We start from the raw sequence: 15997 nt of genomic DNA, 5'->3' as shown, positions 1-15997 counted from the left end.
GACATAAACATAAAGACGGGGTTTTGACGATGCCTGGGGACATGAATCGCTGGCGCCGCTTCGGCGCTTCCTTGCTGCTGGTCTTGCCGAGCGCCTGGGCGCAGAGCGAGGCGCCGAGCGACGCGCCGCCGCCGGCCGACGGCGGACTCGAAACGATCGCCCTGCCGCCCGAGGCGCCGCCGCCGCTCGAGACGCCCGCGCCGGCCGCCGACAGGCGCGCGCTCGAAGAAGTGATCGTCACCGCGCGCAAGCGCAAGGAGCCGGTGCAGGACGTGCCGGTCTCGGTGTCGGCGTTCTCGGGCGATCAGCTCGACGCGCGCGGCCTCGACGATGTGCGCGATCTGCAGCAGGTGGTGCCGGGCCTGACCGTCACCGATCTCGGCGGCTACAACATGATCTATCTGCGCGGCATCGGCACCGACATCTTCATTCCGTCGTCCGAGCCGAGCGTCGCGACCTACATCGACGGCGTGTATTTCCCCTCCGGCCACAGCCTCGCGCAGTCCTTCGGCGCGATCGATCACATCGAAGTGCTGAAGGGCCCGCAGGGCACGCTGTTCGGCCGCAACTCCACCGGCGGCGCCGTGTCGATCTGGAGCAAGACGCCGGGCGCGCAGGCCGAGACCTCGATCCAGACCAGCTATGCGCCACGCTTCGACGACACGCGCACGCGCGTCTACACCAACCTGCCGGTCGCTTCCGGGCTCGCCGCCAGCCTGTCGGCGTACTACAACCGCGCCGACAACGTCTACAAGCTCGACAACGGCACCGGCGATCATCTGCCGCCGGAGATCGGCAAGGGCGCGCGCCTGAAGATCGGCATCGATTTCAGCGACGAAGTATCGCTGCAGCTCGCCGGCTTCGTCGCCCAGCAGCGCGGCACCAGCACGACCGCTTCGGCCAACGTCGAGCCGACCGCGGTGCTCGGCGCGACGTTGCCGGCGGAGACGCGCGAGTACGTCGTCACCGCCAATTCCGAGCCGAAGCTGACGACCGACTCGCGCGCCGCCTACGCGATCCTCAACTGGAACCACCCGGGCGTCGACACCAAGCTGCTCGGCAGCTGGTACTTCGTGCGCGCCTACCACTACGTCTACGACTTCGACGACACGCGCCAGCCGATCGCCACCTACGGCGCCGACGACGAATACCAGCGCTTCTACACCAGCGAGCTGCAGTTCACCTCGAACGAGGACAGCTGGGGTTCGAGCTGGCTGAAGTGGGTCGGCGGCCTGTACTACCTCAGGAGCGAGGGCGGCTATGATCCCGGCTATCTGCGCCTGCTCGATGTCGTGCGCCTGCCGCTCGACAGCATCGTCTCGGCGCTGCCGCCCGCGCTCGGCAATCCGCTCGGCCAGCTGATCGGCAGGCTCGGTCTGCCGCAGTCGCTGACCTTCTACTTCACCGGCCTGCTCGAGACCGAATCGTATTCGGCCTATCTGCAGAGCACGGCGAGCGTCACCGACTGGTTCGACATCACGCTCGGTGGCCGCTGGCAGCGCGAGCAGCGCCGCCTCGCGCAATCCGACGTCGACGTCGGCGTGCACGACGCGCTGCTCGGCTATTCGTTCTCGCCCGAGGAAACCAGCGCGAGCAATTTCTCGCCGAAGGTCTCGCTCGATTTCCGGCCGCTGAAGGATCTGCTGCTGTACGCCTCCTTCCAGCAGGGCTTCAAGAGCGGCACGTACAACATCATCAACATCTTCGTGCAGCCGGAGTACGTGGAGCCGGAGAAGGTCACGGCCTACGAGCTCGGCCTGAAGTCGGAATGGCTGGACCGCACCCTGCGTCTCAACGCCGCGCTGTTCCAGAATGACATCAAGGATCTGCAGACCGGCTTCATGTCGTTCACCTCCGGCGGCGCGATCAACCTGGAAAACGCCGGCAAGGCGCGCATCCGCGGCGCCGAGCTGGAGACGATCTGGCAGCCGCTGCCGTCCTTCGATCCGGGCCTGCTGATCAGCGGCAATGCGAGCTGGTTGAATGCCAAGTATCTGGACTACGAGAATGGCCGCGGCTTCGGCAGTCTCGGCATCGCGTACCGCAGCGACTGCCGCGACGCGCAAGGTGATTACGATCCGACGCTCACGACCTGCCACGACTTCTCCGGCAACCGCATCGTGCGCACCCCGAAGTTCAGCGGCTCGGCGTCGATCAGCCAGAGCTTCGAGGTGCCGGGCGGCCAGTTCGAGATCGCCGGCGACTGGTACTACAATTCGGGCTACTACTACCTCGCGCAGAACACGCCGGATACCTTCGAGGACGCCTACGACATCATCAACGCGCGCATCAGCTACCTGTATCGCCGCTACGGCGCGCGCATCACGCTGTTCGGCGACAATCTCGGCGACGAGCGCTACAACCTCGCGCAGTTCCATACCGACTTCGGCCGGCAGGACTCGCTGGCGCCGCCGCGCACCTGGGGCGTGCGGCTCAATCTGGACTTCTGAGCGCTCCGGTTCGACGATGGTGCGGCGGCAAGATGCCGTCACCGTGAAGGAGAGAGTCGTGATGATGGGAATGACGACGGATTCCGTCATTCACGCGCTGATCGGCGGCGTGCTGATCGGCGCTGCGGTCTCGGTGCTGCTGCTCGGCAGCGGGCGCATCGCCGGCATCAGCGGCCTGTTCGGCTCGCTCGTCACCGGGCGGGCGACGCCGGTCGCGCTGTGGTTCATCGTCGGCCTGCTCGCCGCGCCCTGGCTGGCGAGTTTCGCCGGGTTCTGGACGCGGCCGGATTTTCTGGCCGATCCGGTGTGGCCGAAGCTGGTTTTCGCCGGCCTGCTGGTCGGCATTGGCACGAACATCGGCACCGGCTGCACCAGCGGTCACGGCATCTGCGGTATCGCCAACCTGTCGCCGCGCAGCCTGACGGCGACGCTGATCTTCATGGGCGTCGCCGCGCTGGTCGTCGCGCTCGGCTTCGGCGGTCTGGCATGAGGCTCGTACCGCTGGTCGCCGGCCTGCTGTTCGGTGCCGGCATGCTGGTGTCCGGCATGGCCGATCCGCACAAGGTGCTGGCCTTCCTCGACGTGACCCGCGCCTGGGATCCGTCGCTGGCCTTCGTCATGGCGGCGGCACTGGCGATCGCCTTGCCGGCCTTCGCGTATGCACGGCGCCATCCGCGCACGCTGATCGGCGCGCAGCCGATCGTGCTGCCGCCGCGCTCGCCGCTGACGCCGCAGCTGCTGGTCGGCGCGACCTTGTTCGGCATCGGCTGGGGACTGTCGGGGCTCTGCCCGGGACCGGTACTGGTGGTCGCCAGCGGCGGCAGTCTCGGCGCGATCGTCTTCGTGCTGGCCATGGCGATCGGCATGCGCCTGGCGTCGCGCTGCGCGCCGCGCCGCGCGTCGAAGCGCGCGCCGCAGGCGAGCGACGGCGACGCCGCGTGCGGTTGAGCGACTCGTTCCCTCCGAGATGAAAGGCATGATCTTCCGGCAGCTGTTCGAGCGCGAGTCGAGCACCTACACCTATCTGCTGGCCTCGCGCGCCGGTGGCGAGGCGCTGATCATCGATCCGGTGCTGGAAAAGACCGAGGAGCTGTTGCAGCTGATCGACGAGCTCGGTCTGAGGCTGGTGCTGGCGATCGACACGCACACGCACGCCGATCACGTCACCGCGCTCGGCGCGCTGCGCGACGCGACCGCCTGCGTGACGGCGATGGGCGAGCAGAGCCGCGCCGAATGCGTGACGACGCGTTTTCGCGACGGCGAGCGGATCGCCATCGACGGCCTGCATCTGCGCGCCATCTATACACCGGGCCACACCGACGAATCGTTCAGCCTGCACTACGAAGGCGACGCGGCGAACGCGGCGCGCGTCTTCACCGGCGACGTGCTGCTGATTCGCGGCACCGGCCGCACCGATTTCCAGAATGGCGACCCGAACCGCTCCTACGATTCGATCTTCAACAAGCTGCTGTGCCTGCCGGACGATACCTTCGTCTATCCGGCGCACGATTATCGCGGCCACACGGTGTCGACGATCGCCGAGGAGCGTGCGCACAACCCGCGTCTGCAGGTGAACAGCGCCGACGAGTATGTGGCGATCATGAACAACCTCAGGCTCGCCTCGCCGAAGCTGATGGACATTGCGGTGCCGGCGAACCTGCGCTGCGGCCGCGCCGCCTGACGCGGCCGTGGCGTTCGCCGGTCCTAGGCGGCGCCGCGTCGCTTGGCGGCCCGCTCGCCGGCCGCCGGCAGATAGGCATCGAGCAGCGCGCGGGCGCCGGCCGAGGCCTTGCACAGCGGTGCGCTGTCACAGTCGTCGAAGGTAAGCCGCGTCGCGGCGCTGCCTTCGAGCAGCAGCATCAGGGCATCGCCCAGGGTGTCGGCGTCTTCGGCGCCGGCGGCCGCGGCGAGGGCGCGCAGGCGACGGCGCACTTCCGCCTTGTGCTCCAGGATGATGATGTGACCCGGGTGCATTTCGTCGCGCAGCTCGACCGCGGCGTTGTTGATGGCGCAGCCACAGCTCTCGATCCGGCGCGAGCGCTCGGCATTGGCGGCGAACAGCGCCTCGATCTGCGCGCGCGGGTCGCCGGCGTGCGGCGCCGTGACCGTGTTCCACCACAACCAGTACTCGTCCTCCTGCGCCCGCAGGCATTCAGCGACGAGTTCGTCTTTAGAGGCGAAGCTCCGGTAGAAGCTCATCTTGTTGGTGCCGGCTTCGCTGGCGATCGCATCGACGCCGACGGCGCGGATGCCTTGCCGATAGAACAGCTCGCGCGCCGTTCTGAAGATGCGGTCGCGCACGCGCTCGCCGGCCGGCGCCGCGTCGTGCGGCGGCGGTTTGTGCTGGCTCATGGCGGTGACCTCCTGCCGTGGTGTCCGGCCTGACAGTGCCCGGTGACAGTGCCCGTTGACTTGAGCGTTACCGATCGGTAACTTTATACCATAATGTTACTGACCGGTCACTCGCCGACCCCGATTTTCTTAGCGGGTTCCGCTGATCGGTCCGGGCGTCAAGACGCGAGGGCGGCAGCAGACCCGCAGCCTCGCGCAGCGCCGGGCCACGGAACGGGTACACCGGATGCGGAGAAACTGAAAATGAAATCCGGACAAGAGGAGCAGGATGCAGCTTCGTCACCGGCCGCCGCCGGTCTGCGCCGCGCCTTGCGCGGTACCGCGCTGCTGCTGGTGCTGGCGTGGGCGGCGCCGCACGGCGCGCAGGCGAGCAACGGCGAGATCGAGCCTCCGAACAGCGAACCGCTGAAGGGCGTGGTGCTCGACGAAACCGGCCGCGAACGTGCCGACACCGGCTGGACCTTCTATTTCGACAACGACACGCTGACGCCGACCGAGCGCGACGAGGACTACACCGGCGGCATCGCCGTCACGCTCGCCGGCCGCCGCGCGCAGACGATGTGGCTGTCGCTCGACAAGCCGCTCGGCTGGATCGACAACCTGTTCGTCCCGACCGCCGGCCGTGCCTTCCAGCTGCACAGCATCCAGTTCGGGGCGCTGGCCTTCACGCCGGGCGACATCGCCGACGCCGAGCTGCGCGACGGCGACCGGCCTTACGCGAGCCTCGCCTATGTGGCCAACGGCCGCAGCTACATCACCGGAGACGAAAGCACCGTCTATCACACGAGCTTGTCGGTCGGCGTGCTCGGCACGCATCTGGTGCCCGAGTTTCAGGACCGCTTCCACGAGATGATCGGCGCGCGCAAGCCACGCGGCTGGGATCATCAGATCGCCGACGGCGGCGAGCCGACCTTCCGCTACACGCTGACACGGCAGGACCTGCGCTTCGCCGGTACGACCGGCGGCGGCACGCGCTACGAGGTGAAGAGCGCCGCCGCCGGCAGCGTCGGTTACCTGACCGAAGGCACCGCCGCGCTGTCCTGGCGCTGGGGGCGCATCAACACGCCGTGGTGGGCGGGTCCGCCCGACCGCGTCGAGTACATTGCCGAGCCGGCGCCGTCGACCGGCGGCAGCGTCATGAATCCGGGTTCGCGCGAGTTCTACGTGTGGGGCGGCGTGAAGCTGCACGCGCGCCTCTACAACAGTTTCCTGCAGGGCCAGTTCCGCGACAGCGATCTCGACTACGGCGAGAGCGACGTGCGGCCGCTGATCGGCGAAGGGTGGATCGGCGTCACCGCGCAGCTGTACGAGGAGTACCGGCTGTCGTGGGTGGTGCGCTACCAGACTTCCGAGCTCAAGCGCGAGCCCGGCGATCGCTCGATGCTGTGGGGTGGACTCGTGCTCTCGCACGATCTCTGAGCGCGAAACGCGCCGGAAGCGCCTACGCCGGCCCGGCGTCACGCGGCGCTCGCAGCAGTTGCGGGATCTCCGCCAGTGCGCGTGTCGCGTCATTGAGGTGCGTGCAGCCGTCCGTGCGGCGCAAGGTTCCGAGCAGGTGCGCGCAGCCCGTTCAGCGGTGCGCCGACGACTCGCTGCAGATTGCCGACGGCGCCGGGACATTCGCGATACGGCAGGATGTGCGGCCGGGCGTCGACCGCGATCGGCTCTCGCGTCGCGCATCGGTCGTCGCCTGCAGCGCGCATTCGTGCGCCGCCTCCCGCGCATCGTCGGGCGCGGCGGCGCTGTCCTGGGTCATCGAGTCGACGCGGATAAGATCGTGTTCGATCCACGCGTCGATGCGGCGGTAGCGGCAGTGGTCCATGCCGCGGCCCGGCGGAAGCGCATGCCAGCCGAGCGGATCGTCCAGGTGTACGAGCGAGGGCGCCGATGAGCGTGTATAGGGCGCGCCCGCCGCGGCTTCGCCGGACAGCGCTTCCGCGATGGCGCCGCGCAGACCGTCGATCGACGGACGACCGACGAGATCCTGAAGCGACGCGATCTCGCGATTCGCGCTGATCGAGCGGACCGTGCGCTTGGCGTCGAGCATGACCTGCAGGCGATCTTCGGCGATGACGACCGCACGCCCGTCGTCGAGCGTCAGCGGATCGCCGGCAGCGCCTTCCATGCGCACCGGCCCGTGCCGACCTTGCGGCCAGTGTCGAAGGCATTGCTGACGCCCTGCGCCTGCATCTGCTCGGCAGTGGCGGCGGTGACGGCGATCGGTACGTCCTTCAGCTTTTTTTCGCGATGCTGCGAAGTGACGATGATCGCGGCGATGCCGGCGGACGATTCCGCTGCGTCGCGGCGGCTTCGGCGTGTCGGACGCGGTGTACCGGGCAAGGGCCGGCTGGTCGACGGCAAAGCAGATGAGCGCCGCAGCAGCCAGGCTGCTGCGCTTGGACGCGGGCAGACGCTTCATTCGATCGTCGCGGGAAACAAAAAAGCCGGCTACTGACGCAGCCGGCTTTCGTCTGACGCGCCGCCCTGGGTCAGGCGGCGGCCTTGCTCCGCTTCTTTGCCGCCGTCGCGGTGGGTGGCACATAGGCATCGAGCAGGGTACGCACGGCGTTCAGGGCGTTGCTGAGCGGGCCGCTGCGACCGGCGAAGGTGAGGCGGGTCGTCGTACTGCCTTCGAGCAGCAGCATCAAGGCGTCGCCGAGCGAGTCGGGATCGCTGGCCTTGGCTTCGGCGGCGAGCGCGCGCAGGCGGCGGCGCACCTCGGTCTTGTGGCCGCGGATCACCTGATGACCGGGATGCTCGGCCTCGCGCAGCTCGACGGCGGCGTTGCTGAGCGGGCAGCCGCAGGCATCGTCGCCGCAGGCCTTGTTCATGATCATCTCGAAGATCGCTTCGATCTGGCGGCGCGGATTGCCGGCGTATGGGGCGATCGCCGCGTCCCAGCGCTCCCACGATTCGGCGACCTGCGCCTTGAGGCACTCGGCGACGAGATCGTCCTTGGACGGAAAGCTGCGGTAGAAGCTCATCTTGTTGGTGCCGGCGCCGCAGGCGATGGCGTCGACGCCGACGGCGCGGATGCCCTGCCGATAGAACAGCTCACGGGCCGTCTGGAAGATGCGATCACGGACGCGACCGCCGCCTTCCGGCGCCGCCGACGACCGCGATTTGTCTTCGCTCATAACTTTTTACCTCTTCCGCCTAAAAAACCGCACCGGACTTCTTGACAGAGGATGTTACTGGCCGGTAACGTACATCAAACGTTACTGACCGGTAACGCACGCAGCTTCTCCCGTTTCGACACGGACGTCAACCGGACGGCACGGAAGGCTGCCAGACCCATCCCCGGGGTGCGCCCGCCGGCGCTCCAGCTTGTTGGAGACGTAGCATGAGCTCGCAAGTCCGTCCTTTCATCAGCCGCACCATCAGCAATTCTACGCTGAGCCTGCTGCCGCTGGCGCTGCTGGTATTCGCCGCGATCGGCCTGTCCGGCTGCCAGTCGCAGGCCGACGCCGCGCAGGCACCGGCCGCGCCGGAAGTCACGGTGCGCGCCGCCGTGCAGCAGCAGATCGTCGACTGGGATCAGTACAGCGGCCGCTTCGAGGCCGTGGAGCGCGTCGAGCTGCGGCCGCGCGTGACCGGCTACATCGACCGGGTTGCCTACGACGAAGGCAAGCTCGTCAAGAAGGGCGACCTGCTGTTCAAGATCGACCCGCGCCCGTACCAGGCGCGCCTCGACCAGGCCGAAGCCGAGCTGGCGCGCGCCGTCGCGCAGAGCGAGCTGGCCGCCAGCGAATCGGCACGCGCCGAGAACCTGCTGCAGGCGCATGCCATCTCCAGGGAGGAGTACGACGCGCGCGTCAGCAATCGCGGCCAGATGACCGCCAACCTGCGCGCCGCGCGCGCCGCCGTCGAAGCGGCGCGGCTCGATCTCGAGTTCACGCGTGTCACCGCGCCGATCGCCGGCCGCGTGTCGCGCGCCGCGGTCACCGCCGGCAACTATGTGACGGCCGGGCAGACGGTGCTGACCTCGGTCGTCTCCGTCGATCCGATCTACGTCTACTTCAACGGCGACGAGCAGAGCTACCTGAAGTACGCCGAGCAGGCGAGCCGCGGCGAGCGGCCGAGCGAGCGCGAAGCGGCGCTGCCGGTGTTCGTCGGACTCGCCAACGAGGAGGGTTTCCCGCACGCCGGCAAGATCGATTTCCTCGACAATGCGCTCGACCCGCAGACCGGCACGATCCGCGCCCGCGCCGTGCTGCCGAACCCGGACGGCCGCTTCACGCCGGGCCTGTTCGCCCGCCTGCAGCTGGTCGGCAGCGGCCGCTACGCGGCGACGCTGCTCGACGAGCGCGCCATCGGCACCGACCAGAGCAAGAAGTTCGTCTACGTCGTCGACGGGCAGAACAAGGTCGAGTATCGCGCGGTGACGCTGGGCGGCGTGCATGACGGCCTGCGCGTGATCCGCGACGGCGTGAAGCCGGGTGAGCGCGTGATCGTCGCCGGCCAGCAGCGCGTGCAACCGGGCGCGGCGGTGACGGCGCGCGTCGAAGCCGCGCCGCAGCCGACCGCCGACGCGCGCGACGTCAGGGCGTTCGCCGTCAACTAATTGAGGCGCGTCCGCGAGACGAGCCAAAGGCTCCCATGAAGCTCACCCATTTCTTCATCGAGCGGCCGATCTTCGCCGGCGTGCTCTCTTTCCTGGTCTTCGTTGCCGGGCTGATCGCGGTGTTCCGCCTGCCGATCTCCGAGCTGCCGCAAGTGGTGCCGCCGACCGTCGTCGTCACCGCCAGCTATCCGGGCGCGACGGCGCAGACGCTGTCGGAAACCATCGCCACGCCGCTCGAGCAGGAGATCGTCGGCGTCGAGGACATGCTGTACATGAACTCGCAGGCGCAGCAGGACGGCACGCTGCAGCTGACGGTGACGTTCAAGCTCGGTACCGACATCGATCGTGCCCAGGTGCAGGTGCAGAACCGCGTCTCGCAGGCGCTGCCGCGCCTGCCGGAAGAGGTTCGCAATGCCGGCGTCACCACGCGCAAGAGCTCGCCAAACCTGACGATGGTCGTGCATCTGTTCTCGCCGGACGGCCGCTACGACGGCCTGTACCTGCGCAACTACGCGGTGATCCAGGTGCGCGACCGCCTGGCGCGCCTGCCGGGCGCCGGCGATGTGCGCATCTTCGGCGCCGGCGACTACGCCATGCGCCTGTGGCTCGATCCGCAGAAGCTGGCTTCGTGCGATCTCACCGTCGACGACGTCGTCAAGGCGGTGCGCGAGCAGAACGTGCAGGTCGCGGCCGGCAGCGTCGGCGCGCCGCCGCTCGGCGGCAACCCGGCCTTCCAGCTGACGATCGACGCGCGCGGCCGCCTGCAGGACGAGCGCCAGTTCGGCGACATCGTCATCAAGAGCGGCGCCGACGGCGAGATCACGCGCCTCGCCGATGTCGCGCGCATCGAACTCGGCGCCGGCGAATACGCGCTGCGCTCATTGCTCGACAACCGCTCGGCAGTCGCGCTGCCGGTCTTCCTGCAGCCGGGCGCCAACGCGCTCGAACTCGCCGATGGCGTGCGTGCGACGATGGCCGAGCTGAAGAAGCAGTTCCCGCAGGGCGTCGACTATTCGATCGTCTACGACCCGACGGTGTTCGTGCGCCAGTCGATCCACGCCGTCATCGAAACGCTGCTCGAGGCGCTGCTGCTCGTCGTCATCGTCGTCGTGCTGTTCCTGCAGACCTGGCGCGCGGCGCTGATCCCGATCATCGCCGTGCCGGTCGCCATCATCGGCAGCTTCGCGGCGATGTCGGCCTTCGGCTTCTCGATCAACACGCTGACCCTGTTCGGTCTGGTGCTCGCGGTCGGCATCGTGGTCGACGACGCCATCGTCGTCGTCGAGAACATCGAGCGTGGCATCGCCGAAGGGCTGACGCCGCGCGCCGCCGCGCACCGCTCGATGGACGAAGTGGCCGGACCGATCATCGCCATCTCGCTGGTGCTGTGCGCGGTGTTCGTGCCGCCGGCCTTCGTCGGCGGCTTCAACGGCCAGTTCTACCGGCAGTTCGCGCTGGTGATCGCCTTCGCGTCGATCATCTCGGCCTTCAACTCGCTGACCCTGTCGCCGGCGGTCGCGGCGCTGCTGCTGCGCCGGCATGGCGAGGCGCCGGACCGGCTGCAGCGCATCATCGACGGCAGCTTCGGCTGGCTGTTCCGTCCGTTCAACCGCTTCTTCGACAAGTCGGCGAGCGGCTACCAGCGTGGCGTGCGCAAGGTCCTGCGTTTCGGCACCATCAGCCTCGTCCTCTACGGCGGCCTGTTGCTGCTGACCGGCGTCGGCTTCATGAAGGTGCCGAACGGCTTCATCCCGGCCCAGGACAAGGGGTATCTGGTCACCGTGATCCAGCTGCCGCCGGGCTCGTCGATCGAGCGCACCGAGGCGGTCGTCAAGCGTATCGGCGAGATCGGCCTGACGCAGGCGGGCATCGAGCACGCCGTGCAGTTCCCCGGCCTGTCGATCAACGGCTTCACGCGCTCCTCGGACGCCGCCGTCGTGTTCTTCCCGCTCAAGGACTTCAAGGAGCGCAAGGGCCTGCGCGGTCCGCAGATCGCCGCGCAGCTGAACCAGAAGCTCGGCGCGATCGACGACGCGCTGGTGATCGCCGTGCTGCCGCCGGCCATTCTCGGCCTCGGCACCTCGGGCGGTTTCAAGGCACGCCTGGTCGACCGCAACAACGCCGGTCCGGCGGCGCTGTACGACACGGCGCAGGCCTTCGTCGGCAAGCTGCGGCAGACGCCGGAGCTGGCGCGCGTGTTCTCGACCTACGACATCAACGCGCCGCAGCTGTACGCCGACATCGACCGCGTCAAGGCCAAGCGCCTCGGCATCGACCTCGACGCCGTGTTCCGCACCATGCAGGTCTATCTGGGCTCGTACTACATCAACGACTTCAACCAGTTCGGGCGCACCTTCCGCGTCATCGCGCAGGCCGACGAGCCGTACCGCGTGCGGCCGCAGGACGCACTGCTGCTGAAGACGCGCAACGCCGAGGGCGAGATGGTGCCGCTCGGTTCGATCATGCAGCTGAAGGAAAGCTTCGGTCCGAACATGGCCGAGCGCTACGACGGCTTCCCGAGTGCCGACATCAACGGCGGCCCGGCGCCCGGCTACAGCTCGGGCCAGGCGATGGCGGCGCTGGAGCGCGTCGCGCAGGAAACACTGCCGCCGGGCGTGGGCATCGAATGGACCGAGCTCGCGTTCCAGCAGATCGGCGCGGCGCAGGCGCTCGCCATCGTGCTGCCGCTGGCCGTGCTGTTCGTGTTCCTGGTGCTCGCCGCGCAGTACGAGAGCCTGGTGCTGCCGCTGGCGGTGATCCTGATCGTGCCGATGACGATGCTGTCGGCGCTCGCCGGCGTCTTCCTGATGAAGAGCGAGATCAACATCTTCACGCAGATCGGCCTGTTCGTGCTGGTCGCGCTCGCCGCGAAGAACGCGATCCTCATCGTCGAGTTCGCGCGCGAGCTGGAGGCGCGCGGCATGAGCACGTTCGATGCGGCGCTCGAAGCCTGCCGCCTGCGTCTGCGGCCGATCCTGATGACCTCGTTCGCGTTCATCTTCGGCGTGCTGCCGCTCGCCGCGGCGAGCGGCGCCGGCGCCGAGATGCAGCAGGCGATGGGCATCGCGGTGTTCGCCGGCATGATCGGCGTGACCTTCTTCGGCCTGTTCTTCACGCCGCTGTTCTACGTGGTGCTGGGCAAGCTCGCGCGGCGCCGTGCGCAGCCGGCGCCTGCCACCGTGCCGCCGGCCGTCGAGCCCGCCGCTTCGCACTGAGACAGACATTCAAGGAACGGCAAGCTGATCCACCGCGGCGACGTGCTGCCCTGGTAAGCCCCCGGAGAGTTACGCAAGACGCGGTCGCGGGACCGCACAGGAGTCGACGATGAAGTCCACGGAAAAGATTGCATTGATCACCGACGCGCAGCGCGACGAACGTTTCGCCCAGGCGCGGGCGCTGGCGCGACAGGGCCTGCATGTCGTGGTTGCCGCGCCGGAATGGGCGAAGGCGGTCGATGCCGCCCTGCGCCTGCAGCTCGAAGGCCTGTCGGCGGAGGCGCTGCATCTGGAGCGCCGCGACGCAACGGCGCTGACGGCCGCCAAGCAGCAGATCGTCCGTCGCCACGGCCATCTCGACGTCGTCGTCGACGAAGCGGCCCTCGCCTCGTAGGCGCCGGCACCGCTTCTCCGCCTTTTTGGACACAGGAGCAGAGTCATGAACGAACGCATTTCCCACGTCACCGACGCCAGCTTCGAGCAGGACGTCAGGCAGGCGAGCAACGTGCAGCCGGTGCTCGTCGATTTCTGGGCCGAATGGTGCGGCCCCTGTCGCATGGTGGCACCGGCGCTCGACCAGCTCGCCAGCGAGAACGGCGAACGCCTGAAGATCGTCAAGCTCAACGTCGACGAGAACCCGCAGATTCCGGCTTCGCTCGGTATTCGCGGCATTCCGACCCTGATGCTGTTCAAGGATGGCGAGCTGGCGGCGACCCAGGTCGGCGCGGTGCCGAAGTCGCAGCTCGCCGCCTTCGTCGCGCCGCATATCGAGGCGGCCGCCTGACCGGCGCGGCGCGCGGCCCTGCCGCGCGCCGCATGAGACCGCATCCGGACCACAAATAAGGACATCCCCATGACGACGACGCTTTTTTCCCCCTTGCAGCTCGGCGATCTTCAGCTGCCGAACCGCATCATCATGTCGCCGCTGACACGCACGCGGGCAGAACCCGGTCACGTGCCGGGCGCGCTGATGGCGACGCACTACGCGCAGCGTGCCACGGCCGGCCTGATCATCGCCGAGGCGACGCTGGTCGCGCCCGGCAGCAGTGCCTACATGAACGAGCCAGGCATCTACAGCGAGGCGCAGGTGGCCGGCTGGAAGCGGGTCGTCGACGCCGTGCATCACGCCGGCGGCCGCATCGCCCTGCAGGCCTTCCATCCGGGCCGCGCCAGCCATGCGGCGATGAACGACGGCGTGCAGCCGGTGTCATCGACTGACCGCGCGATCCGCGCCAGTGACGAGGAGCGGGCGGCCGGCAAGGGCTATGACACGCCACGCCGCCTGACGACCGCCGAGGTCGGCCAGGTGATCACGCAGTTCCGCCACGCGTTCGAGAACGCGCGCCGCGCCGGCTTCGATGCCGTCGAGGTGCACGGCGCGCACGGCTATCTGCTCGACCAGTTCCTGCGCGACAGCGTCAACGATCGCGATGATGAATACGGCGGCTCGATCGAGAAGCGCGCGCGCCTGCTGCTCGCCGTGCTCGACGAGGCGATCGCCGTATTCGGCTCCGGCCGCGTCGGCCTGCGCATCTCGCCGCTGGTGGCGTTCAACGACATCAGCGACTCGAACCCGCCCGCACTGCTGCAATACCTCGCGCAGGAGATCGAGCGGCGCGCCGTCGCCTTCCTCGACTTCCGCCACGATCGCCATGACGCGCCCGCGGAAGAGGCGCTCTACGACATCCTGCGCCTGCATTACCGCGGCCTCGTGCTGCGCAATGGCGGCTACGACCGCGACAGCGGCAGCGCCGAACTCGCGCGCGGCCGCGCCGATGCGATCATCTACGGCAAGGCCTTCATCGCCAATCCGGACCTCGTGGAACGGCTGCGCAAGAACGCGCCGCTCGCGCAGGCGGATTTCTCGCTGCTCTACACGCCGGGCCCGCGCGGCTACATCGACTATCCCGCGCTCGAGCCGACGTCTCTCGACGAACCTGCCCTCGCATGAACAGGCATCCTGGCCCTGACGCGCGCCGCGCGTCCAAAGCGCTTCTGACCCTGCTCGCCGGCGCCGCGCTGGCGGCCTGCAGCGCCGGCCCCGACTATCAGGCGCCGCAGCTGCCGGCGGCGCGCGCCGATGCCGGCGTCGACGTCTCCCTCTACGACGCCGGCGAACCGCCGGCGCAGTTCTGGTCGGTGTTCGGCGATGCCGGGCTCGATGCGCTCGAGGCGCGCGCGCTGTCGGCGAATCACGATCTGCGCATCGCGCTCGCCCATCTCAACCAGGCGCGCGCGTTGCGCCGCGAAGTGTTCCTCGATGATCTGCCGACGGTGACGGCCGGGGCCGGCTGGGCGAAGACGCAGCAGAGCGCCGATCAGCTGCCGGGCGAGACGCGCGAGCAGCGTCGCAGCGAGCTGTACGGCGGCGGCTTCGACGCCGCCTGGGAGCTCGATCTGTTCGGCCGCGTGCGCCGCGAGAACGAGGCGAGCCGCGCCAACGAGGAGGCGCTCGCCGCCGACCTGCGCGCCGCGCAGCTCAGCGTCGCCGCCGAAGTCGCGCGCACCTACTTCGAACTGCGCGGCACGCAGGCGCGGCTCGCGGTCGCGCTCGGCAACGCCGACAACCAGCTCGGTACGCTGAACTACACCGAGGCGCGCCTCAACTACGGCCGCGGCACCGAGCTCGACCAGGCGCGCGCCAAGGCGCAGCTGGCGGCGACGCGCGCGCGCATTCCGGATCTGAAGATCGCGCTCGCCAACGCCGAGCATCGCCTCGCCGTGCTCAGCGGTCTGGAACCGACGGCGCTGCATGCCGAGCTGGTCGATGCGGCCGCGCTGCCGGCGCTGCCGCGCCTGGTGCAGATCGGCAAGCCGGAGGATCTGCTGCGCCGGCGTCCCGACGTCGCCAGCGCCGAGCGGCAACTGGCCGCGGCGACCGCCGGCATCGGCATCGCCACCGCCGACTATTTCCCGCGCGTGAGCTTCACCGGCGAAGCGGGTTTCTCGGTCGCGCACCTGAGTTCGGTCGGCGACGGCGGCAGCGACGCCTACAGCTTCGGCCCCAGCATCAGCTGGGCAGCCTTCGATCTCGGCCGCGTCAGGGCGCGCGTCGCGCAGCGCCGCGCCGGCGCCGATGCGGCGCTGGCGCGCTACGAGCAGAGCGTGCTGCAGGCGCTCGAGGAAACCTCGAACACGCTGGTCGCCTACGGCGAAAACCGCCGCAAGCTCGATCTGCTCGACGCCGGCGCGCAGGCCAGCACGCGCGCCGTGCAGCTGGCGCGCGTGCGCTTCGAGGCCGGCGCCGCCGATTTCATCGACGTGCTCGATGCCGAGCGCAGCCAGCTCGAAGCCGAGGACGCGCTGGCGCAGGCACGCACGCGGACGGCGACCTCGCTGGTCGCGCTGTACAAATCGCTCGGCGGCGGCTGGAACGCGACGCCGGCGACGGCGGTCTCACGCAAGGACTGAATGGA

General features: G+C 68.8%; 13 protein-coding genes and 1 pseudogene. 11 read left to right on the top strand and 3 right to left on the bottom strand.

Annotated features, from left to right (window positions below):
• Positions 1-41 precede the first annotated feature (41 nt).
• The 4 genes and pseudogenes from K344_RS0118590 to K344_RS0118575 all read left to right on the top strand — a co-directional run.
• Complete coding sequence (locus K344_RS0118590; protein ID WP_157623117.1) at positions 42-2450, top strand: TonB-dependent receptor; 2409 nt, start codon at positions 42-44, stop codon at positions 2448-2450.
• A gap of 64 nt (positions 2451-2514) precedes the next feature.
• Entirely contained in the window at positions 2515-2940 is a 426-nt protein-coding gene (locus K344_RS0118585) for a YeeE/YedE family protein (RefSeq protein ID WP_436278838.1), read from the top strand.
• Positions 2937-3398, top strand: a complete 462-nt coding sequence (locus K344_RS0118580; protein WP_028081933.1) for a DUF6691 family protein — start codon at positions 2937-2939, stop codon at positions 3396-3398. Before K344_RS0118585 ends, K344_RS0118580 begins: the two co-directional genes overlap by 4 nt.
• 28 nt (positions 3399-3426) lie before the next feature.
• A pseudogene (locus tag K344_RS0118575) lies at positions 3427-4119 on the top strand (MBL fold metallo-hydrolase); the annotation flags it as partial.
• A 35-nt stretch (positions 4120-4154) separates the two neighbouring features.
• On the opposite strand, the gene K344_RS0118570 reads toward K344_RS0118575, so the two are convergent.
• The gene (locus K344_RS0118570; RefSeq protein WP_028081931.1) at positions 4155-4802 is read right to left on the bottom strand and encodes a TetR/AcrR family transcriptional regulator; all 648 of its coding nucleotides are present in this window, start codon (positions 4800-4802) and stop codon (positions 4155-4157) included.
• 243 nt (positions 4803-5045) lie between these two features.
• Between K344_RS0118570 and K344_RS22530 the strand changes: the two genes are divergently transcribed.
• Positions 5046-6221, top strand: a complete 1176-nt coding sequence (locus tag K344_RS22530; protein WP_169729325.1) for a lipid A deacylase LpxR family protein — start codon at positions 5046-5048, stop codon at positions 6219-6221.
• Between the two features lie 151 nt (positions 6222-6372).
• Here K344_RS22530 and K344_RS23245 read toward each other — a convergent pair whose 3' ends face one another.
• Both K344_RS23245 and K344_RS0118550 read right to left on the bottom strand, forming a co-directional pair.
• Entirely contained in the window at positions 6373-7221 is an 849-nt protein-coding gene (locus tag K344_RS23245; RefSeq protein ID WP_157623115.1) for a hypothetical protein, read from the bottom strand.
• Positions 7222-7291: 70 nt separating this feature from the next.
• On the bottom strand, positions 7292-7939 hold the full coding sequence (locus K344_RS0118550) for a TetR/AcrR family transcriptional regulator (protein ID WP_028081928.1): 648 nt from the start codon (positions 7937-7939) through the stop codon (positions 7292-7294).
• Between the two features lie 206 nt (positions 7940-8145).
• On the opposite strand from K344_RS0118550, the gene K344_RS0118545 reads away from it, so the two are divergent.
• The 6 genes from K344_RS0118545 (at position 8146) to K344_RS0118520 (ending at position 15992) form a co-directional block, all read left to right on the top strand.
• A complete protein-coding gene (locus K344_RS0118545) occupies positions 8146-9366 on the top strand; it encodes an efflux RND transporter periplasmic adaptor subunit (RefSeq protein ID WP_051362408.1) in 1221 nt (406 codons plus the stop codon).
• A 35-nt stretch (positions 9367-9401) separates the two neighbouring features.
• Positions 9402-12581 (top strand): efflux RND transporter permease subunit, encoded by a 3180-nt coding sequence (locus tag K344_RS0118540; RefSeq protein WP_028081926.1) that lies wholly within the window; start codon positions 9402-9404, stop codon positions 12579-12581.
• Positions 12582-12690: 109 nt separating this feature from the next.
• Complete coding sequence (locus K344_RS0118535) at positions 12691-12975, top strand: SDR family NAD(P)-dependent oxidoreductase (RefSeq protein WP_028081925.1); 285 nt, start codon at positions 12691-12693, stop codon at positions 12973-12975.
• Positions 12976-13020: 45 nt separating this feature from the next.
• Positions 13021-13365: a thioredoxin gene (gene trxA / locus K344_RS0118530; RefSeq protein WP_028081924.1), complete on the top strand. Its 345-nt coding sequence runs from the start codon at positions 13021-13023 to the stop codon at positions 13363-13365.
• Between the two features lie 69 nt (positions 13366-13434).
• Entirely contained in the window at positions 13435-14532 is a 1098-nt protein-coding gene (locus K344_RS0118525; RefSeq protein ID WP_028081923.1) for an alkene reductase, read from the top strand.
• On the top strand, positions 14529-15992 hold the full coding sequence (locus tag K344_RS0118520; protein ID WP_028081922.1) for an efflux transporter outer membrane subunit: 1464 nt from the start codon (positions 14529-14531) through the stop codon (positions 15990-15992). The genes K344_RS0118525 and K344_RS0118520 overlap by 4 nt, the downstream gene beginning before the upstream one ends.
• The last annotated feature ends 5 nt before the right edge of the window (positions 15993-15997 follow it).

It is taken from the genome of Solimonas soli DSM 21787, assembly GCF_000474945.1.
GTDB classification, from domain to species: domain Bacteria; phylum Pseudomonadota; class Gammaproteobacteria; order Nevskiales; family Nevskiaceae; genus Solimonas; species Solimonas soli.
Note: the sequence above shows the minus strand (reverse complement) of the source record. Positions and strands in the feature narration are given on the sequence as shown.

What these genes read in the sequence shown, in the direction of transcription:
- K344_RS0118590 (WP_157623117.1), top strand. Translation starts at nt 42, where the DNA reads ATGAATCGCTGGCGCCGCTTCGGCGCTTCCTTGCTGCTGGTCTTGCCG.
- K344_RS0118585 (WP_436278838.1), top strand. Translation starts at nt 2,515, where the DNA reads ATGGGAATGACGACGGATTCCGTCATTCACGCGCTGATCGGCGGCGTG.
- K344_RS0118580 (WP_028081933.1), top strand. Translation starts at nt 2,937, where the DNA reads ATGAGGCTCGTACCGCTGGTCGCCGGCCTGCTGTTCGGTGCCGGCATG.
- K344_RS0118570 (WP_028081931.1), bottom strand. Translation starts at nt 4,802, where the DNA reads ATGAGCCAGCACAAACCGCCGCCGCACGACGCGGCGCCGGCCGGCGAG.
- K344_RS22530 (WP_169729325.1), top strand. Translation starts at nt 5,046, where the DNA reads ATGAAATCCGGACAAGAGGAGCAGGATGCAGCTTCGTCACCGGCCGCC.
- K344_RS23245 (WP_157623115.1), bottom strand. Translation starts at nt 7,221, where the DNA reads ATGAAGCGTCTGCCCGCGTCCAAGCGCAGCAGCCTGGCTGCTGCGGCG.
- K344_RS0118550 (WP_028081928.1), bottom strand. Translation starts at nt 7,939, where the DNA reads ATGAGCGAAGACAAATCGCGGTCGTCGGCGGCGCCGGAAGGCGGCGGT.
- K344_RS0118545 (WP_051362408.1), top strand. Translation starts at nt 8,146, where the DNA reads ATGAGCTCGCAAGTCCGTCCTTTCATCAGCCGCACCATCAGCAATTCT.
- K344_RS0118540 (WP_028081926.1), top strand. Translation starts at nt 9,402, where the DNA reads ATGAAGCTCACCCATTTCTTCATCGAGCGGCCGATCTTCGCCGGCGTG.
- K344_RS0118535 (WP_028081925.1), top strand. Translation starts at nt 12,691, where the DNA reads ATGAAGTCCACGGAAAAGATTGCATTGATCACCGACGCGCAGCGCGAC.
- trxA (WP_028081924.1), top strand. Translation starts at nt 13,021, where the DNA reads ATGAACGAACGCATTTCCCACGTCACCGACGCCAGCTTCGAGCAGGAC.
- K344_RS0118525 (WP_028081923.1), top strand. Translation starts at nt 13,435, where the DNA reads ATGACGACGACGCTTTTTTCCCCCTTGCAGCTCGGCGATCTTCAGCTG.
- K344_RS0118520 (WP_028081922.1), top strand. Translation starts at nt 14,529, where the DNA reads ATGAACAGGCATCCTGGCCCTGACGCGCGCCGCGCGTCCAAAGCGCTT.